At 69.0% G+C, this 19,306-nt stretch carries 16 protein-coding genes; 11 read left to right on the forward strand and 5 right to left on the reverse strand.

All coding sequences use genetic code 11. The features are described 5' to 3' along the window. Positions 1-44 precede the first annotated feature (44 nt). From ACIPC1_RS33955 to ACIPC1_RS33975, 5 genes are read left to right on the forward strand one after another with little or no spacing between them, the layout of a single operon-like run. Positions 45-2,054, forward strand: a complete 2,010-nt coding sequence (locus tag ACIPC1_RS33955; RefSeq protein WP_402524081.1) for a B12-binding domain-containing radical SAM protein — start codon at positions 45-47, stop codon at positions 2,052-2,054. Beyond that, entirely contained in the window at positions 2,051-3,061 is a 1,011-nt protein-coding gene (locus tag ACIPC1_RS33960; protein ID WP_402524084.1) for a DUF692 family multinuclear iron-containing protein, read from the forward strand. Before ACIPC1_RS33955 ends, ACIPC1_RS33960 begins: the two co-directional genes overlap by 4 nt. Then, the gene (locus tag ACIPC1_RS33965) at positions 3,058-3,834 is read left to right on the forward strand and encodes a hypothetical protein (protein WP_402524087.1); all 777 of its coding nucleotides are present in this window, start codon (positions 3,058-3,060) and stop codon (positions 3,832-3,834) included. The genes ACIPC1_RS33960 and ACIPC1_RS33965 overlap by 4 nt, the downstream gene beginning before the upstream one ends. A 26-nt stretch (positions 3,835-3,860) precedes the next feature. After that, positions 3,861-5,810 carry a RiPP maturation radical SAM C-methyltransferase gene (locus ACIPC1_RS33970; protein WP_402524131.1) on the forward strand — a complete coding sequence of 650 codons (1,950 nt, stop codon included), beginning with the start codon at positions 3,861-3,863 and terminating at the stop codon, positions 5,808-5,810. After that, a complete protein-coding gene (locus tag ACIPC1_RS33975) occupies positions 5,807-6,454 on the forward strand; it encodes a DUF5825 family protein (protein ID WP_402524090.1) in 648 nt (215 codons plus the stop codon). Before ACIPC1_RS33970 ends, ACIPC1_RS33975 begins: the two co-directional genes overlap by 4 nt. Here the strand turns inward: ACIPC1_RS33975 and ACIPC1_RS33980 are convergent. Further along, entirely contained in the window at positions 6,419-7,186 is a 768-nt protein-coding gene (locus ACIPC1_RS33980) for a Stf0 family sulfotransferase (RefSeq protein ID WP_402524092.1), read from the reverse strand. The genes ACIPC1_RS33975 and ACIPC1_RS33980 overlap by 36 nt on opposite strands. A 915-nt stretch (positions 7,187-8,101) precedes the next feature. Here ACIPC1_RS33980 and ACIPC1_RS33985 point away from each other — a divergent pair. Next, complete coding sequence (locus ACIPC1_RS33985; RefSeq protein WP_402524094.1) at positions 8,102-8,710, forward strand: class I SAM-dependent methyltransferase; 609 nt, start codon at positions 8,102-8,104, stop codon at positions 8,708-8,710. A 530-nt stretch (positions 8,711-9,240) separates the two neighbouring features. After that, on the forward strand, positions 9,241-10,158 hold the full coding sequence (locus tag ACIPC1_RS33990) for an alpha/beta fold hydrolase (protein ID WP_402524133.1): 918 nt from the start codon (positions 9,241-9,243) through the stop codon (positions 10,156-10,158). Positions 10,159-10,363: 205 nt separating this feature from the next. On the opposite strand, the gene ACIPC1_RS33995 is transcribed toward ACIPC1_RS33990, so the two are convergent. From ACIPC1_RS33995 to ACIPC1_RS34005, 3 genes are all read right to left on the reverse strand, one after another. After that, complete coding sequence (locus ACIPC1_RS33995) at positions 10,364-11,089, reverse strand: chitinase (protein WP_402524097.1); 726 nt, start codon at positions 11,087-11,089, stop codon at positions 10,364-10,366. A gap of 137 nt (positions 11,090-11,226) precedes the next feature. After that, positions 11,227-11,745 (reverse strand): lytic polysaccharide monooxygenase auxiliary activity family 9 protein, encoded by a 519-nt coding sequence (locus ACIPC1_RS34000; RefSeq protein ID WP_402524100.1) that lies wholly within the window; start codon positions 11,743-11,745, stop codon positions 11,227-11,229. A 1,553-nt stretch (positions 11,746-13,298) separates the two neighbouring features. Continuing rightward, positions 13,299-13,592 (reverse strand): winged helix-turn-helix transcriptional regulator, encoded by a 294-nt coding sequence (locus ACIPC1_RS34005; protein WP_402524136.1) that lies wholly within the window; start codon positions 13,590-13,592, stop codon positions 13,299-13,301. Between the two features lie 275 nt (positions 13,593-13,867). Between ACIPC1_RS34005 and ACIPC1_RS34010 the strand changes: the two genes are divergently transcribed. Beyond that, complete coding sequence (locus tag ACIPC1_RS34010; protein WP_402524138.1) at positions 13,868-14,878, forward strand: zinc-binding alcohol dehydrogenase family protein; 1,011 nt, start codon at positions 13,868-13,870, stop codon at positions 14,876-14,878. Between the two features lie 235 nt (positions 14,879-15,113). On the opposite strand, the gene ACIPC1_RS34015 is transcribed toward ACIPC1_RS34010, so the two are convergent. Further along, complete coding sequence (locus ACIPC1_RS34015; RefSeq protein ID WP_402524103.1) at positions 15,114-15,572, reverse strand: SRPBCC family protein; 459 nt, start codon at positions 15,570-15,572, stop codon at positions 15,114-15,116. Between the two features lie 481 nt (positions 15,573-16,053). Here ACIPC1_RS34015 and ACIPC1_RS34020 point away from each other — a divergent pair, with 481 nt between their 5' ends. From ACIPC1_RS34020 to ACIPC1_RS34030, 3 genes are all read left to right on the forward strand, one after another. Next, the gene (locus ACIPC1_RS34020) at positions 16,054-17,415 is read left to right on the forward strand and encodes a beta-1,3-glucanase family protein (RefSeq protein ID WP_402524106.1); all 1,362 of its coding nucleotides are present in this window, start codon (positions 16,054-16,056) and stop codon (positions 17,413-17,415) included. 137 nt (positions 17,416-17,552) lie between these two features. Next, positions 17,553-18,176 carry a TOPRIM nucleotidyl transferase/hydrolase domain-containing protein gene (locus tag ACIPC1_RS34025; protein WP_402524109.1) on the forward strand — a complete coding sequence of 208 codons (624 nt, stop codon included), beginning with the start codon at positions 17,553-17,555 and terminating at the stop codon, positions 18,174-18,176. 219 nt (positions 18,177-18,395) lie between these two features. Continuing rightward, entirely contained in the window at positions 18,396-19,178 is a 783-nt protein-coding gene (locus tag ACIPC1_RS34030) for a VOC family protein (protein WP_402524112.1), read from the forward strand. Positions 19,179-19,306 lie beyond the last annotated feature (128 nt).

Below are 19,306 nucleotides of genomic sequence, written 5' to 3' on the forward strand. Positions count from 1 at the left end.
GCAACTCTCCGACGGATGAGACCGGTGAGACGAGGAGGTGGGTCGTGCCGTCCAGCCAGTCGGCGGACCGCACCCGCACCGACGTCCTGTTGATCTTCCCACCGCAGACCGAGGCCAGGTTCTTCCCGTATCTGAGCCTGCCTTACCTGACCGGCCACCTGCGGCGCCGGGGTCGGCGGGTTCACCAGGCCGACCTGAACATCGCTGTGCTCCACGAGCTGCTGCGATGTCCCACGCTGCTGGACGACGCGGTCCGCGCCCAGGACTCCGGCGACGACGGCGCGGCCATGAGTGACTGGTATCGCCGAGCGGTCGCCGACGTCTTCGCCGCGCACATCGGCGAGTTGCGTGCCCACGTCCTGCACAAGGAGTCGGCCGGCGAGCTGGGCCCGGACCGCGCGGTCCGGCTCGCCACTCTGGCCCTCGAACTGCTGGTCCGCGACACCTTCCTGGTACGGACCTGGGAGGACCTTGGCCGGCTCGACGATGCCGTACGCCGGGCCGCGGACCGGCCGCCCGCCGCATCGGACGTACCGCTCCTGTCGCTGCACCGCCTGGTGACCGGGCTGCTCGGCCGGCATCGCCCCCGGGTGGTCGGCCTGTCCGTGGCGTTCTTCAGCCAGCTCGCGCCCGCGCTGCTGATCGCCGCCTGGGTCCGGCGGCTGGCACCGGACACCCAAATCTGTCTGGGCGGTCAGCAGGTGATGCTCCGCCACGACAGCCTCGCCCGGCTGCCCGGAGTCCGGGAAACGGTCGACGCCCTGTGCCCGACCGCAGGGGAAGAGCCGCTCGAACGCTGGCTGGACGCGCTGGACGGGACGGTTCCGCTCGCCGCCGTGCCTGGCATGACCTGGCTGCCACGTTCCGGGACCGGGTCGCGCACGGGGCCCGCGGTAACCCTGCGCTTCCGTGACCTCGGACCACCCGACTTCACCGGACTGCCGTTCCGCTCCTATCTCAACGACGCCCTGGAGCTCGCGATCGTCTCGTGCGTCGGCTGCTACTGGGGGCGGTGCGCGTTCTGCTCGTACGGCAACCGATCGCTCCCGCAAGGCGGTTACCAGCAGGGCACCGCGGCCCAGATCGCCGACGCCGTGGAGGCCGTGGTCCGCGCCACGGGCACCCGGTACGTGTCGGTCGCGGACGAGAACACCAACCTGCGGCTGATCCTGAAGGCGATGCGCGCGGCACGCGAACGCGGCATCCGGGTCCGCTTCGGCGTGCGCAGCCGACTGGAGGCCGCCCTGACCGACCCCGGGTTCTGCCATGACCTCGCCGCGGTCGGCTGCGCGATGATCTCGGTCGGCTACGAGGGCACCTCGCAGCGCCTGCTGGACCGGATGGAGCGGGGCGTGCGCGCGGCAGACTACCAGCGGATCCTCGACAACCTCGCCGCGGCGGGCATCGCCGTCCGGTTCACCGTGATGGGCCAGGTCCTGGACGAGACGGCCGACGAGTTCGAGGCGTCCCTGCGCTTCCTCGTCGACAACGAGCGGCGGATCGGTATCGACGCGCTGGAGCTGATGGTGGCGGAGCCCGGCAGCAGACTCGTGGGCAGCCCGGAGGACTACGGGCTCGCCCTCGACACCTCGGACCGCCTCGCGGGCAACCCCGAGCTGAGCTACCTGGCCGGCCGGGTCGGCCACCCGCTGTCCGTCCGCGGCGGCCCGACGCGCACCGAGGCACTGGACCGGCTGACACGGATCTTCCGCACCGTCAGACCGGGCCGTGTGAACGCCTCGGAACCCCCGCACCCCGCCCCGAACGGCCCTCGCACGCCCGCCGTCGCGGCCCTGCGCCCACACACGTGGGTACGCACCGTGCCCGCGTACGCCGACGACCGTACGGCAGACCGCGTCACCCTCGCCGACCTCGTCCGGGAGCGGTTCTACGCGCTCCCCCGCAACGACGTGGAACAGCGCTCCGACGGTCTGCTCACGGCCCGTACCGACCGCGGCAGCCGGCTGCTGGCCCGCCTGGCCGACGCGGCGGCAGGCACACCCGACCCGGCACATTCAGCCGTCCCGGCCCCCTCAGCCAGGAGTTCGTCATGACGCAACCCCCGCGCACCGCACCCGGCGGCGCCCGAACCGTCACCGAAGCCCCCCGCCGGATGGGCCTGGGGGTACTGATGGACATGCCGTGGGGTGGCGGACGCCTCGGCAGGCGCGGCATCGGATTCCTGGAGAGCGACGACGGCGGCGGAGACATCACCGACCGGGTCCGCGCCTTCCTGCGCCGCCATGGCGGGGACTTCGCCTACTCGGCCCTCGCGTTCCAGCCGCGCTCACGCGCCCGCGTACAGACGGCCGACTACGTGCGCGCGTACGACCGCTTCTTCGAGGCGCTGCCTGCGGGGACGGCCCGCGCCTTCCACCAGACCGAGCTGAACATGGGCACCCCCGAGCGCTACGACCGCCGCCCGGCCGCCGAGTTCACCAACGAACTGGCCGCCCGCTACGGCTTCTCCTGGGTGGTCGAGGATCTGGGCATCTGGAGCCTGCGCGGCATACCGATGCCCTATCCGCTCCCGCCGCCGCTGACCGAGCCGGGCCTGGAGATCGCCACCCGGAACGTGGCGGAGGCGGCCCGGCTGCTCGATCCGCCCCTGCACGTCGAGTTCCCCGGCTTCACGGAGGGCGGTTCGTTCGTCCTGGGGCACATGGACGCCTTCGAGTACTTCGCCCGGCTGGCGGAGGACGCCGATGTGTGGGTGACGCTCGACGTCGGCCATCTGCTCAGTTACCAGTGGCTGAGGGGACGTACCGGAATCAGCATGTACGACGGGATCGAGGCCCTGCCTCTCACCCGTTGCCGGGAACTGCACCTGTCGGGCTGCCAGATCGTGGGAGGCAAGTTCCGCGACCTGCACCACGGCGTCCTGCTGGACGAGCAGGTGGAGCTCACCGAGTATCTGCTGCCGCGCTGCCCGAACCTCCTCGGGGTGTCCTACGAGGACCCGATGTACCGCGAGGACGGACAGCTGGTCGAGAAGTCCCGGCGGAACTACGCGCGGTTGCGGGACCTGGTCGCCGACTGGCAGCGCGGGGAGGCGGCATGAGCACGGTGGAGCCGGGCGCGTCACTGGACGGCGAGCGGCTGACCGACCTGCTCATGCGCCTTCTGCTGGACGCGGACCTGCGGGCCCGCCTCGCCGACGAGGGCGCCGAGGCCGTGGCCGCGGATCCCGGCGAGCTGGAGTGCCTGGCCTCCGTCGACCTGGCCGAACTGGACACCACCGCGCGCCGGCTGCGCTCCCAGGTCTGGCGGCCCGGCAGCGGCGGCAGCCTCGGAACCACGTTCCCGCGCAGCCTGCGGCTGCTCCAGGACGCCGGTGCTACGGAGTCCGGCCTGCTCACCGGCTTCCTCGGCTCACCGCACTTCGCCCGGTTCCGGCTGATCCCGTACACCGCTCCCGGGCTGTCGGCGGAGGAGGCGTTCGCGTCCTACCTACTGGATGACGCCAAGTCGGAGTTGCTGCGCGACACGGTGACTCACGAGCTGATGATCACCCTGTTCACCTCGCTGACGTGCGAGCAGCCGCTGTCGTTCGTGATCGAGGCGGAGGGAATCGTCCCGACCGACCGAGGCCACGCCGCCCTGCGTGCGTACGCGGAGGCATCCGCAGCCACCTGGAGAGCCGCCGCAGCGGAGCGCCCCGAGGCAACTGAGCACGCGGCGAACGCGGAAGCAGTGCAGTACGCGTACTTCACCACGTCCGCCGGGCTGGCTCACGGCGTGGTGTCCGGGCGGGTGGCGGCGGCCTTCGAGGCCGAACCGTCGGACCGGCGCGAGACCGCGCGGCGGGCGCTGGCACGCCGCGGACTGTGGTGACGGGGAGAGGAACCGCCTTGCACATCGTGTTGGTGGACATGCCGTGGTCGTCGCTCGACGCCCCGTCACTCGCCCTCGGCATTCTCAAACGCCGGATCCTCGACGTCTTCCCCGACGGCGCCGCGGACGTCGAAGTGGTGCACGCCAACCTCGACTTCGCCGACTGGGTGGCCGCTCGTACGGAGTACGGCTTCGAGGAGTACGACTTCTGCTCGACCTCGTACTTCTCCGGACACAGCGAGTGGATCTTCTCGGCCGCGCTCAACGATCAACCGCGTTGGCGGGTGGCGGAGTTCACCGAGCACTTCGGCGGGAAGATGCCGGAGCGCATGCTGGCCAAGGCGCGCGAACTGCACGAACTCGCGCCGCTGTTCGTCCGGGAGACAGCCGCCAAGATCGCCGCCACGGCACCGGACGTGGTCGGCTTCACCACCACGTTCGCGCAGAACGCGGCGACCCTCGCCGCGGCCCGCGTGCTCAAGGAACTGGCACCCGACACCACCACCGTCTTCGGCGGCGCGAACTGCGACGGCCCACAGGGCGCCGCGCTGCACCGCAACTTCGAGTACGTCGACTTCGTGGTGCGCGGTGAGGGCGAGATCGCGTTCCCGCGGCTGCTCACCGCGCTCCGCGACGGCGACGCCGAGGACCTGGCAGCCATCCCCGGCCTGTGCCGCCGCGACCCGCAGGGCCGGTCCGTGGCACATCCCATGGACGCCGTCCCGCTGCCCCCGGGAGCACTGGTCACCCCGGACTACGGCGACTACTTCGAGCGGCACGCGCGGTCCACCGCGGGCGGCTGGGTGGAGCCGCGGCTGGTGGTGGAGGGCTCACGCGGCTGCTGGTGGGGCGAGAAGCACCACTGCACCTTCTGCGGCCTCAACGGCTCGTTCATGGAGTTCCGCAGCAAGGACCCGAGGCGGTTCGTGGAGGAGATCCTCGGTCTGGTCGAGCGCCACCGCGTACTCGACGTATGGGTCACCGACAACATCCTCGACATGGCCTACCTCAACTCCATGGCCCCGCTCCTCCAGGAGAGCGGGTATGACCTGCGGCTGTGCTACGAGATCAAGTCGAACCTGCGGCGCGAGCAGCTGGAGACGCTGTACGCGGCCGGAATCAGCTACCTGCAGCCCGGCGTGGAGAGCCTCAGCAGCCGGGTGCTGAAGCTGATGGACAAGGGGGTGACCGGCTGTCAGAACGTACGGCTGCTGCGGGACGCGGAGACCGTCGGCGTCAACCTCAGCTGGAACTACCTCTACGGCTTCCCCGGGGAGACCGAACAGGACTACGACGAGATCGTCGACCAGTTCCCCGCGCTGCACCATCTCGGACCACCGGCCAACTCCACCCGCCTGAAGGTCGAGCGGTTCAGCCCCTACTTCGACCGGCCGGAACTGGGCTTCGGTGAACTGCGCCCCGCCTCGCACTACCACCACATCTACGACCTGCCCAAGGACGAACTCGCCGACCTGGTCTACATCTTCGACTCACCGCACCAGGGCATCGCCGACGGCTGCCGGAACCGGCTGCGCACGGCCGTCGCCGACTGGACGCAGGCGTACCCGCGCAGCCGTCTGACCCACTGCGACCTCGGCGGACACATCGTCCTGGTCGACACCCGGCCGGACTTCTCCTGGCGGCTTCTCGACCTCACCGACCCGCTCGAAGTGACGGTGTTCCGGCTGCTCGACACGCCGCACAGCCCGGCGGCGCTGCTGCGCAAGGCCGCTGCCCGGTACGCGGACACGGGGGAGCAGGCCGGAGAGGTGACGGAAGAGCGCATCGCCGGGCTGCTGGCGCGCTGGCGCGCCCTCGGCCTGGTCTTCGCCGAGGGCGGCCAGTACGTACACGTCGCGCCCGCAGTGGCCAACCAGGACCTGCTGCGGCTCGACGGCGCCGGACTGCACGGGGACGATACGTCGCTCGTCCCCGCCCTGGTGGCCCCGGCGCCGACCGGGGGAGACACACGATGAAGCCGGAACTGACGCTGTGGAAGGACCGCGATCCGGCGGCCATGCGCCTGCCGGGCATCTACTGCGGCACCCTCGAAGGGCCGCCTGACGACCCGGTGGACGCCGTCGCACGACTCGCCTCCGACGGCGTCCAGTTCGTCCAGGTGCACGAGCCCGTGGACCTCACCGATCCGGACGGCACGTCCGCGGTCGCAGTCCTCCTCCTCGTCCGGGAGCTCACCAGCCACGGCATCGCGGTGGACTGGACACTGCGCATGGCCGACCCGGCCCAGTGGCGGGCGCTGAGCCATCTGTACCCGCCCGCAGGCGTCTTCCGCGGCTCCACGGGAGAGGAGAACGAAGAGCACGTGGTCACAGCGTGGCGCGGCTCGTTCCACATCGCGAAGTGCGGCTACCGCCGCGGCCCCGGTTTCCTGGAGATCCGCGACCACCGCTGGGGCTCCTACCGGCGCCTGGTCGTCCAATCCCCCCGGAGCACGGCGTTCCAGGGGCTGCTGGACGGCGTCCCGGTGGTCGCGTCGGCGTCGACCGAGCGGGTCCTGGAGCGTCACCTGCGCGAAAACCTGGTCCATCGCGCCGGGCGCTACTTGTGGTGGACGCCGTACCGCCTACGACGCTGGCCGCTCAGCACGACGATCCCGTAGGAACCTCTCGACCCACCGCTCCGTCAACTCGTCGGCCTGACGCCTGATCCCCGGAGTCGGCACCGAGGCGGGCGCGCCGACACCGAGGAAGTCGAGGCAGCCCAGCAGGCCTGCCTCGTAGTCCGCGACCAGGTCCTCGTAGATGACGGTATGCGGGGCGATACCGTGCCGGCCGAAGTAGTCCTCCCAGACCGACGCCTCGCGGTCGAGCAGCCGCAGATGTCGGCAGATCTCCTCATAGCTGTATCGGGGAGCGGCGCGCGTGCTCCCCTCCGGCAGAAAGGTCCCGTCCAGGATCCAGACACCGGTCTGCTCAGCCAGGGTGTACGACACGGCCTGCCGCAACCGGTTCCTGCGTTGGATCCAGATGTACCGGGGTGCCTGGAGGATGTCGTACGGGTCGACCTCCAGGCTCCTGAGGTGCCCCGCGGAGATCCGCAGCCCGAACGCGCCGTTGGGGCTGGTCCGGTACGTCATCAGCTGCCGCACATAGCCCGCCGCCAACTCCCGCGGATCACTGGAGTCGAATTCCCACCGCTCCAAGTAGTCCAGCACGAAGGCGTCGGCGAGGTAGTGCTCGGCGAAGCCGGCCAACTCGGTATGCCACAGGGCGCGGGCGAGCATGTTGCTGCCGCACCTGGGGGTCGACGCGAGCACGTAACGGACCGGCGGCAGACCGGTGAATGGTGGGAAGTCGAACTCCGGACCGTTGGTCCGATAGCGCAGCACCATGGGAACACCTTCGCACCCGGCACCAGTGGCTGTCATCGGCGCCGTCGCGTTCCGGGGTGGTGTGGCAGCTCGGCCAGATTGGCCAGATTGGCCAAGGTCCTGGCTACATTCCGAGGGCGCAGATGGATGAGGTGTTCACGAGTGGCGGTGACGTGCGGCTACGAAGCCCTTCAAAGATCGTTCCCCGATTCTCCGAAGATCGTTCCCCAACGGTCAACGGGCGGGTACCTACAGGGGTCTGACGGGGCGGGACAATTGGCGCGGGGTTGCATCACTCGCGCGGGGAATGAGTTGAGACTTCGAACACGTCCCTCAACGGCACGGGAGCCTCGTGCGTTGCGCACATCGACGTCGACATCCCATCAGTGGTCACACTGAAAAAGCTCCCTACGTCGTTCTGCGGGACGCGGTGAGCCCCTCGTGTGGTTCACCCACCCAGGGGCGCCGGGCGTGGTTCGAGGAGTAGAGGACTTCGCTGACCTGCGGTGATGTGCGCGATCAAGGATATCGTCGGCTGGCTGGGCTGCATCTCGCCGGCGTCGTTTCAAGATCGAGAGGCCGTGTTGAGGCCGCGGGGTGTCGGTAGGGGCGTGCTGCTTCCTCCGCTCTGCTCGTTCTGGAGGCTCCGGCGGGTTCCGTTTGCCGGTCTGGCGTTGCCCAACTAGGCGGTCTGGCCGTCATCGACATGAACACTGGATACTTCCGGTATGAAGCTCTGGTGACCGTACTTTCGCGGTCCGCCAGGGCATCACCTTCGATGCCACCCATCTGGAGCTCTGCGGTGGCCGGTTGCGGATGTACGCGTTGCCTGATGACTCCGACCGGCTCGGGCAGTCTTCCCTGCTCGTCCTCGAAGCGGAGATCTGACGCTGTGACGTTCTGACGGGAATCCGGTTCGACGGGAGAGGCCACGCCATGCCTGACTCAGTCCGTGCGAGGTACTACGAGCATCGGGCCCCGGTGTACGACGCGACGAGCTATCGGGGCAATCCCGAGACGGACGCGGGTCTCGACCGGGAGACGGCCGAGATCGGAAATCTGCTTCCCCGTGCCCTGCCTCCGGACAGCCGGATCCTGGAGGTCGGCTGTGGAACCGGGGTGTGGACACAGTTCCTGCCCGGCCGGGTCACCGCCATGGACCAGAGCCAGGGGATGCTCGACATCGCCCGGACCCGGGCTCCTCACGCCCAACTGGTCAGGGCCGCCTTTCCTCCGCTGCCCTTTCCGGACGATGCGTTCGACCTCGTATTCGCCGCCAACTTCTACGGGTTGCTCGTACCGGACGAGCGCGACGCGTTCCTCGCCGAGGCGAGCCGCGTGGCGCGCGGACTCGTCATCCTCGACCTGCGCAGCGACAGCCGTACGCACATGGAAGGGCTGGAGCCCCGCGAGGTGGACGGCGTCTCCTACCCGATCTTCCGGCGGCGGTTCACTCCGTCCAGTCTCCTCGCGGAACTGGGCGGGGACGTCCTGTATCCGGGTCGCTACTTCCTCGTGGTCAGGGCGCCCCTGCACAAGGACTGACAGTTGATGTCGCTGTGGCTCCTCCTGAGGGTCTGACTCAAGGACTTCCGGTGCTTCGGCTGTCCTGGAATGAATTTGTCGGCCTGTCGGGCGGAGCCATTAAGCGCGTGGCCGGTCGGGCGGACAGCCGCGGGGGTATCACGGCCTCCGAAGGCTGCTGGATCGTCAATTGTCCAGCAACCCGACTCCATCCCTTTGGCATGGGTGAGTCGCGGCTCTGTTGGAGCCGTTGCACGGCCGGCGAGGCCATGATCCGCGTGATGCCCGCGGCGGCGAGGCTCATCGTCCGACCGCAGGTCCGGAAACTCGTCACCGGTGGTTGAACCCGCATGACCGTGGCGGGTAGCCGCAGTACGCACCCGGGGGCCAGTCCCACCCCGTGCGGGGGCCTGACCCCATTCCCGGAAGCGTGGCCTCATCCATAGCGTCGAGGCATGACAAGAGACAGGGAAGTGGGTCATGAGGGCGATCGGCGCGGGGACACGGCTCGCAGGGGTGTGCTGCGAGGGCTCGGCCTCGCAGTGGGTGGGATGGCCCTCGGTGCCGGCGCGGGCGTGACCCCGTCCGCTGCCACGACCGGGCGGGGTGGCAGCCGCAGCACGGCAGGGACGTGTACGTATGTGCTGGTGCACGGCACACACAGCGCGGGAGCGTACTGGCTGCCCGTCGCACAGGAGTTGACCCTGAGAGGTCACTGCGTCGTCGCGGTGGATCTGCCGCTGCATGGCTCGCAGGCGTTCGTGCCGGAGTCCTACCAACGGCAGGACCTGGTGGCCATGGCCACCGAGCCCTCGCCCGTCGCGGCGCTCGGCCTGGACAACTACGAGAGGCATGTCACGCGCGTCGTCCGCCGCGCGGCGGCGATCGGACCAGTCGTCCTGGTCGGCCACAGCCTGGGCGGCGCCACGGTGAGCCGGGTGAGCAACGCCGTACCCGAACTGCTCGACCACATCTGCTACGTGGCGGCCTTCTGCCCCAGCCCTGCCCTGCCGACCCCCGATGCCTGCACTGCGGCGCCCGAGAACGGAGACGCGCTCATCCCCTTCGATCAGATCATCGGGGACCCGGAGCAGCTCGGTGTGATGCGGCTCAATCCCCGCACCGGCGACGCGGGGGACCTCAAGGCGCTCCGCGAGATGATGTGCGCGGACTATCCGGACAACGCGTTCCGGCAGCGTCTCGGCAGTCTGCAGACGGACGAGTCGACCACGGCCTACGCAGGGCGGGCCGTCGGCGAGCCGGAGACCTGGGGACGGTTGCCCCGCACCTACCTGCGCTTCGGCAAAGACCGGACGATCGCCACGAAGCTCCAGGACCGGATGATCGCGGAAGCCGACATGCTCACACCCCGCAATCCCTTCCGAGTCCATGACTTCCCCACCGCGTCGCACATCGGCCCGCTGGACCCGACCCCCGTGGCGAGCGCGCTCGCCGCACTCGCTCCCTGAGATCGTGATGGAGGACAGCCTCGAGGGGAAGAGGCGGTCGCGCGTACATGCCGACGAGCTGGTCGGGGGATGCGGACGCCGCTCACCGGAAGTAGGTCGGGTCCGGGGCGCGCGAGCCTCGGCGGCGATGGACGGTGATCTGACGGAGTCCCCGCGCGCGAGCGGCGCCGGCCACGAAGGCCGGCGCCGCGGTGTGCGTGGACTGTCAGCAGCTGAGGTTGTCGCCTGTGCCGACGCCCAGAATCTGCGCGAACTGCGTGTAGATGTCGATACGGCTCTGGACCTGCGACGGATTTCCGCCGTTGCACTCTATGGTGCCGTTGATGCTGCGGATGGTCTCGCCGAATCCGGCACTGTTGACCATGGCGTTGTGCGGCGTCATGGTCCCCGGGCCGGTCTGCGTGTTCCAGTACCAGAGCCCGGTCTTCCAGGCCACGGCGGCGTCGTTCTGCACCAGGTCGGGGTTGTTGAGCAGGTCGATGCCCAGGGCGTCGCCCGCGGCCTTGTAGTTGGTGTTCCAGCTCAGCTGGATCGGTCCGCGGCCGTAGTACTTGTCGTTGCCCGCGGGGCAACCGTACGGCTGGCCGGTGTCGCAGTAGGCGGGGTAGTTGGCGGTGTTCTGCTCGACGATGTAGACCAGGCCGCCGGTCTCATGGCTGACGTTCGCCATGAAGGCCGCGGCCTCCTGCTTCTGCACCGTGTCGCTGCCGGTGGTCGTGAATCCGGGGTAGGCGCTCAGTGCGGCGGTGAGACCGCTGTACGTGTAGAACGAGTTCCGGCTCGGGAACATCTGGTTGAACTGGCTTTCACTGACGATGAAACTGGCCGCAGCAGTCGTCGTCTGTGCCTCTGACGGTGCGGCGAGGGTCAGGGAGGCGAACAGGGTGGCTGCACCGGTCGTGGTCAGCAGTCCGAGCGTACGTCGACGCATGGGGGCACTCCGTTGATCGGGCGCGCGAGCGTGCGCGTTTCCCCTTGGCGGGGAACGGTGGGGGAGGGGTCCGTGAGTGGAGGGGGTGCCAGGCAGGCGAACCGGCGGGAGTAGCCCGCGGTCCGTGAACTGCCGTGTCAGCCGCCGACGTTGACGTCGATGCAGGTGTAGAAGGCGTTGCTGGTGTCGGCGATGTTCCAGACTGCGAGCACCTTCTGCTGGCCCGTGAGGCTCCCGAAGTCCACCTGATGGGTGACCGTCGCGCCAGGCTGAGCGCCGTTGTCGTTGAACTCGGCTATCTCCTGCCCGCCGGCGAAGTACTGCCAGGTGCTGGTGGAGTGACTGGCCGTCACGGTCCACTGGAACTCGGTGGTGCTGCTCACGGGAGTGACCGTCCAGCCCTTGCTGTCGTCGTCGAGCTCCGCGAAGCGGGAGTTGCCGCCGCTGCAGCTCGTCAGCCCTTTCGGGCCCTCGACGCTCTGCGGCTCGTAGGTGATGTCGCCGCAGCTGACCGTCCCGGCGGCACACTGTGCCTGCCGGCTCGGCGGGTTGGAGACGTAGCCGTGTGCGCTCGCGGATGCCGCGGGCAGACTCACGGCGATCACCGGGGCGAGCGCCGCGCCGATGAGCGCGGCCGTCTTCTTCCTTGCGTGCATGGTTTCTCCTTCACTGCAGGTCTTCCCGCAGAAGTACGAGGTTGTGGGGAACCCGGTACTGCGGGTTGGCTTCTCGTGGGTGGGGGGCCAGGAGTGCGAAGGCCGGCAGCATCAATCCCGTGTGCAGTCGCGATCAAGTGCGTCCGCAGGGACGGGATTTGCTGCGTGGACTAGACCATACCGGCGGACGCCTGTGCGTCAAGGGTGTAGCGCGAGGCGGCAGTTGGGAAAACCGGGCATTCGGGGTCGAGGGGGGAGACGTCGCGAGATCGTGCGCAATAGCGAAGAATTGAGATCGACGTGGCAATCGCGAAGGACTTTCCTCTGGGGGCGGGGCCGCCCCGGGCCAGGGCGCCGGCCCGGTTCCGGGTCCGCCGTCCGGACTGATCGGCGCGCGGGACCGTACCCGGGTCCGAGCGGATCCGGAGGCATGGTGCAACCGTTGTCGCGGCCTGGTTGTCCAGGCGTGGTTGACGGCTCGTCCGCCCTCCCGGCAGCGATGCCCCATCGGCCGCGCCAAGGGACGGTGACGGAGTTTGGCGGATACGAGCGGATGCGAATCGCGACAGTCCGGACAGGCGGGTTCGGTTGTCGTTCCTCGGCTGAGATCGGCTGAGATCGACTGAGAACCGGGGCGGGACGCTTGCCCGTTGCGAGATGTCAGGACGCCGGCCACTTCCCGGCGTGCAGCCCGCTCGTCTGCTGTTCCGCGTTCCCGAGTGAACCGCCTTTTCCCTGCCCACGTTGCAGAAGAGGAAGGTGAGGTTGCCGGGTAAGTGCGGAAGGTCAGCGTGTTGATTGCGAAGTTTACGTCCGAGCAGAAGATTCACCATCTCCTCACGTGGGCGGCGGAGTGGAGGGGGGTTCGGCAGGGGCGGAGCATGTGGTCCTATTCCCTGAGTCTGGGAGGGTCCCACGCCCTGCTGAACGACTGGGTCAAGAGTGGGAAGTTGATGGACCTGCTTACCTCGGAACAGCAGAGCCTGATACATGGGGCACGTGAGCGGTCAATTGATTCCGGACGCTCGCGGAAAAGTTCACGCCGGTGATTTCCCCGTGTGCTCCGTGAGTTCGCGGCGCAGGATTCCTCCGGAGGCGGCGCGTTCGGCGACGTGCATCATGAACTCCCCTTCGGCGGCACGCCCGCCCTGATCGACGGCATGACCCGCCTCCGGTGTGCCCGCGTACAGCGCGCGGACGGTGCGAGGACAGCGGTGCGGGAGGGACTCCGGTCGCCGGGGACGCCCGTGGCGAGCGCCCAACTCCAGCGGGCCTTCGGCAGGATCCTCGCGAGATCGACACCGTCATGGCGAAGCGCATCGACGACAGCCTCACCGCCGGGCTGTCTGCCGTGCGTCATCCCGAGAAGCCGGCGTATCCGGACCGGGAGACCACCCTGCGCCGCCGAGGGCGAGGAGGTTCCGGACCCGACGGGCGCCGGGGGAGGGCAGGCCGGGTCCGGAGCGGCAGGGAGCGTTCCGGCGCTTGTGCTGCGTGCGCGTACCGGGGACGGTTCACCGGGGCCGATGTCCGCCCGGCGCGAGTCCCGGGCGTCAGGAGGACGCCGGGAACCGGTCGATGTTCTCCTCCACCCAGGTGCGAAGGTGGGCGAGGGGACGGCAGGCGTCCGTGCCGAGAGGCGTCAGGCTGTACTCGACGCGGGGCGGGATCTCCGCGTAGATCTCGCGATGGACCAGCCCGTGATCCTCCAGACGGCGCAGCGTCTGAGTGAGGACCTTGGGGCTCACGCCCTGCAGTCGGGACCGCAGCGCGCCGAAGCGCCGCGGTCCGTCCTCCAGGGCACCAAGGGCGAGTGCGCTCCACTTGTTGGCGAGCAGGTCGAGCATGTCGCGGCACGGGCAGGCGGCAAGATAGACGCTCTTCGGTTCGTCGCAGGCGTCGGCTGTCGTCAACATTCGGCGACAGTACCCGATGGGAACCATGCTCCCTTGCGGGTAACCACTACCCATTCCGTACTGTCCCTGACGTGGCCGAAGCCGCGAGCTCCCGATGCCGGGTGCCCTCGATTCCCTGAACGTTGAGATCACACATGAACGTGCGGATCACACACATGGTGAAAGGCAGAACCCTCATGACCGACACGCACCGCATCCCCCAGACCATGCCCGCCGTCGCGTACCGCAAGTCGCTGCCCGTCGACCAGGCCGACAGCCTGCTGGACGTAACCCTGCCCACTCCGCAGCCGGGTCCCCGTGACCTGCTGGTGCAGATCGAGGCGATCGCCCTCAACCCGGTGGACTACAAGGTCCGGCAGAACGCCGACCCGGGCGGCGACGCGAAGGTGCTCGGCTGGGACGCGGCCGGCACCGTGGTCGCCGTAGGGGACGAGGTGGAGCTGTTCTCGGTGGGCGACGAGGTCTACTACGCCGGTGCGATCGACCGGCCCGGCGCCAACTCCCGCTACCACGCGGTCGACGAGCGCATCGTCGGCCGCAAGCCCGCCACACTCTCCTTCGCCGACGCCGCCGCGCTGCCGCTGACCTCCCTCACCGCCTGGGAGGGGCTGTTCGAGCGGCTGGGGCTGCGTACGGGCGCCCTGGAGCAGACCGGCGCCCTGCTGATCACCGCGGCCGCGGGAGGCGTGGGCTCCATCGCCGCGCAGCTGGCCCGCGCCCTGACCAGCCTCACCGTCATCGGTACGGCGTCGCGGCCCGAGAGTACCGACTTCGCGCGCCGGATGGGCGTGCACCACGTGGTCGACCACCGCAAGCCGCTGGGTCCCCAGCTTGCCGAAGTGGCGCCGAACGGCCTCGACTTCGTTTTCAGCACCACGGGCACCGATCGCAATCTGACCGCCTACGGCGAGGCGCTCAACCCCTTCGGCCACATCGTCGCCATCGACGACTTCGACTCCCTGCCGATCGGGGTGCTCAAGGCGAAGAGCATCTCCTTCCACTGGGAGCTCATGTTCACGCGGTCGATGTTCCGCACCGCCGACCAGAGCATGCAGCATCACATCCTCAACCAGGTCGCCCGCCTGGTCGACGCAGGCGTCCTCACCACCACCGCCACCCAGGACCTCGGCCCGATCAACGCCGGGAACCTCCGCGAGGCCCACCGCCTCCAGGAGACCGGCACCGCCATCGGCAAGACCACACTCACCGGGTTCTGATGACTTCCCCGTCTCTTCGTGGAACCGCCGGAAGGGGAAACGAACAGAAGCCGGCGCGGCACCCGCCCGAAGAGCGTCGGTGAGTTTCTGCCCGGCTTCTGCTCATGAAAGGTCCAGCACCTCGTCGCGCGTGTCCATCGAAGTGACGACGGCCTCGAACTCGGGATCCTTTGACAGCAGAAGGGTCCCGAACACTTCGCTCATGGCGCGCTGGCGCGCTGCCGGCCGTGTGGCGTCAGCGCGGAGCGATCGCCGCCTCGGCCGCCGTCTTGATCCGGGAGCCGAAGCCGTCGGCGTCCTTGCGTGCGGCGGCGAGCGCGAAGCCGACAAGGAGCTTGCCCAGCCCGTGGCCTTCGAGAACGTTGAAGATACGGACCCGGGTTCTGCCGTCGGCCAGTGGCTCCAGGTCGTAGCCGCCCTCGCGTGCCGTCACGGTGTTCTTCGACTCCTCGGCCCAGCGGATCTTGGCCGGGGCTTCGAGCGCGGTGATGCGGAACTCCCTTCCGGTCTTCATCCCGGCGTCCTTGACGGTGCTCCGGAAGACGGTGCCCACGGTGGTCGGGGCGTCGGGAGTCCGCTCGATCTTGAGTACGCGGGGGCTGAACTGCGGATCGTTACGTCCGTCGGCGAGGTAGGCGAACACTTCCTCGACCGGCCGATCGACCTCGACCGTCGCTTCGAACTGTCCTGACATGGGCCACTCCTGATGCGTCGGGCCGCAACGCCGCGCGCCCCCTTCGGCAGACGGCCACTGGATCTCTGGGCCGCGAGGGGAGCCGCCTTCGCACGCGCGCAAAGGAACGCGAGGGCCGCGCCGTACCGCCTGTCCTGTCGTAGCGGCACAGTGACCCTACGGGACCGCCGGACTTCTCGCGCGGCGAGCGGCACGACCCGTTCATGAACCTCGACGACCCGTTCATGGACCCCGACGGCGATGTGTGGGCCTCGACGGCCCGCCCGTCATCCGTCCGTCGAGGAGCCGGCCGCGATTGTCACAGTCCTCGCCGATCCCCGCGCGGACGTCATTTTCATTGACACCGAGGCATCGGTGCAGGTACATACCAATCACCCTTGAGAGAGCGCTCTCAGGAACTCAGGGACCCACGGCGTGCTCACTCAGGATTGTCAGGCAGCACGTCAGGATCCACAGGACCCCGCCCTGTTGAGGAGACAACATGCTGAGCAACCCAACGTGGCCGGCGTATCGGCAGCCGGTACGGCACAAGCCAAGAACCCCGCTCGTCATCGCGACGCTGGTCGCCTTGCTGGCGGCCCTCCTGGTTGCCGTGGCCCAGCCCCCGGCCCACGCGGTCGACACCCTGCTCTCGCAGGGGAAGCCGGCCACCGCATCGTCCACCGAGGCGGCGGGAACCCCCGCATCGGCCGCCGTGGACGGCTCCACCACCACGAGATGGTCCAGCGCCTTCAGCAACCCGCAGTGGCTTCAGGTGGATCTCGGTGCCACCGCCCAGATCAGCCAGGTGGTCCTCAACTGGGAGGCCGCCTACGGGACCGCCTTCCAGATCCAGACCTCCACCAACGGCACCACCTGGACCTCGATCTACTCCACCACCACCGGCACGGGTGGCGTGCAGACCCTCAACGTCACCGGCTCGGGACGGTACGTCCGCATGTACGGCACCGCACGAGCCACCACGTACGGCTTCTCGCTCTGGGAGTTCCAGGTCTTCGGCACCGGCGGCACCGCGCCCCCGCCGGACGCCTTCTGGGGTGACACGAGCGCCATCCCGAACCCCGTGAACGCCGTCACGGTGGCGATCCTCAACCGGACCAACGGCGCCTACCCGGACAGTCAGGTGTACTGGAGCTACAACGGCCAGACGCACTCCATCGCCGAGCAGCGCTACTTCGACATGCCCGCCAACTCGGCCGGCCGGATGTACTTCTATGTCGGCTCACCGACCAGCCAGTACTACGACTTCATCGAATTCACCGTCGGTGGCGGCGTGTTCAACGGCAACACCACCCGCGTGGACGCCTACGGCCTGCCGCTCGCGATGCGACTGCACTCCTACGACGGCTACGACGTCCAGGTCGGGGAGACCCAGGCCTTCTTCGCCAAGTCCCGCACCCAGGTCTTCCAGGACTTCATCAACGCCGTGCCGCAGGAGTTCAAGGTGCTGGCGCAGAGCCAGGCCCCGTACCGCATCATCGCCCCGGGCAGCGACGCGAGCTTCAAGCCGGGCGGGGTGAACGCGAACTACTTCACCGCCTACGCCCAGTCGGTCGGCGTCAACGAGACGACGCAGTACATCTTCGGCTGCGCCGGCACCATGGCCAGCAACCCCAACATGTGCGCGGCGCTCAACCGGCACGTGGCCACCCTGCCGTCCTCGGGCCAGGCGGACCCGAACCAGTACTACCTGTCGGCCCCGGCCAACTACTACGCCAAGTTCTGGCACGACAACGCCATCAGCAAGCTCGCCTACGGCTTCCCCTACGACGACGTAGCAGGCCAGTCGTCGTTCATCTCCCACGCCAACCCGCAGTGGCTGTCGGTGGCCGTCGGCTTCTGACCGAACCAGTCCGCCCCGCCCGGGCGCTGCTCGCCGCAGCGCCCGGGCGGGGGCGGGCGCACGTTCGCCTGAGGCATGGTGCCCCCCGGAGAATATTGCCGAGGCGGTGCGCCGGACGGCGAGAGACACTCATGCCCATGGATGACACAAGGCGCTTCAGCCGGGCGGCAGTTGAGTGGGCGGCCGGGAGCACCCATGCCGCTCCGGCGGCGCGGAAACTGGCCGTCGGTGTGCGCATGGTGGTACTCGTCGAAGGCGTCAGCGACCAGGCAGCCCTCGAAGCGCTGGCCGCGCGTCGCGGCCGGGATCTGGACGCGGAGGGCATCGCGATCGTGCCGCTGGGGGGTGCGATGAGTATCGGAAGGTTCCTGAAGCTCATCGGTCCGCAGGGACTCGGACTGCGGCTGGCGGGTCTCTGCGATGTCGGCGAGGAGCCCTACTTCCGGCGCAGCCTGGAGCAGGTGGGACTGGGCTTCAGCGCCTTCTACGTCTGTGAGGCCGACCTCGAGGACGAGCTGATCCGCGCACTCGGCGCCGACTCGGTCCAGCAGGTCGTCGAGGAACAGGGCGAGCTGCGCTCGTTCCGCACCTTCCAGAAGCAGCCGGCCCAGCGCGAGCGCACCGTGGAGCAACAGCTCAGGCGCTTCCTGGGCACGCACAGCGGCAGGAAGGCGCAGTACGCACGCGCGCTCGTGGAACACCTCGATCCGGCCCGCGTACCACGGCCCCTGGAGCTCCTGCTCGCGGATGCCGCCGCCTGATACCTCCGAGGACGCCCCCTCCTTCAGGTCGGGGAGTAGCGTCAGGTCCACCCCGACCCCCGCTCGAACCCTGTCGGCTCCTCCTGGGCGGTGGCGACCACCGTTTCCGCTGCCCCGTCCAGGTGAAACCCCCGCCCCGCCGGGCCCGAAACGCCTGACGGCGCTGCTGGATCGGCATCGTGTCGGGCGTTGTCCCTACCGGACCCCAGGAGGAAACGCATGCTTGGCACAGAGTTCCGTACCGGATCGCCCAACTGGATCGACCTCGGCAGCCCCGACACGACCAGCGCCGCCACCTTCTACGGCAACGTCTTCGGCTGGGACTTCGTCTCGGCCGGGCCCGAGGCGGGAGGGTACGGGTTCTTCCAGAAGGACGGTAAGACCGTTGGCGCGCTCGGGCCCCTGACCGAGGAGGGTGCCCAGTCGGCCTGGACGACGTACTTCAAGACTGACGACATCCAGGAGACCGCCGGTCAGGTCGTCGCCGGTGGTGGCTCCGTGCGCGCCGAGCCCATGGATGTCATGGGTGAGGGCTGGCTGGCCCAGTTCACCGACACCCAGGGCGCGAAGTTCGCCGTATGGCAGCCCGGGAAGACCCAGGGCCTGGAGAAGGCGTCCGAGGACAACACGCTGGTGTGGGTCGAGCTGCACGTCCAGGACCCGGTCCGCGCCCTCGCTTTCTACAACAGCGTCTTCGGCTGGCGGTCCGAGGAGATGCAGGCACCCGGGATGACCTACCGGGTGCTCAGCATCAAGGACGGCGACCAGCAGGACGGCTCCTTCGGCGGTGTGGCACCGCTCCAGGAGGGGCAGCAGGAGGCGCGCTGGGTGCCGTACTTCGCCGCCGCTGATGCCGATGCCATCGTCAGCGCGGTGGAGAGCAACGGCGGATCGGTGCTCATGCCTGCTGCCGACGTGCCCGAGGTCGGCCGGATCGCGTGGCTGGCCGACCCCCACGGCGCGGAGTTCGCCGTACTGAAGCCGAACCCGCGCCAGGGCTAGGGGCTGTCCGAGGGGTCGTGTGACGCTCCGGCCGGGAACTCGTTCCGTGGGACATGGGGCGGGGGGATCTTTCGGATGAAGAGTGGGCTCGGCTGGAGCCGCACTTGCCGGCGAATCGCGGCCGGGGT

This window comes from Streptomyces sp. NPDC087263 (assembly GCF_044744645.1).
In the GTDB taxonomy this organism is placed as follows: domain Bacteria; phylum Actinomycetota; class Actinomycetes; order Streptomycetales; family Streptomycetaceae; genus Streptomyces.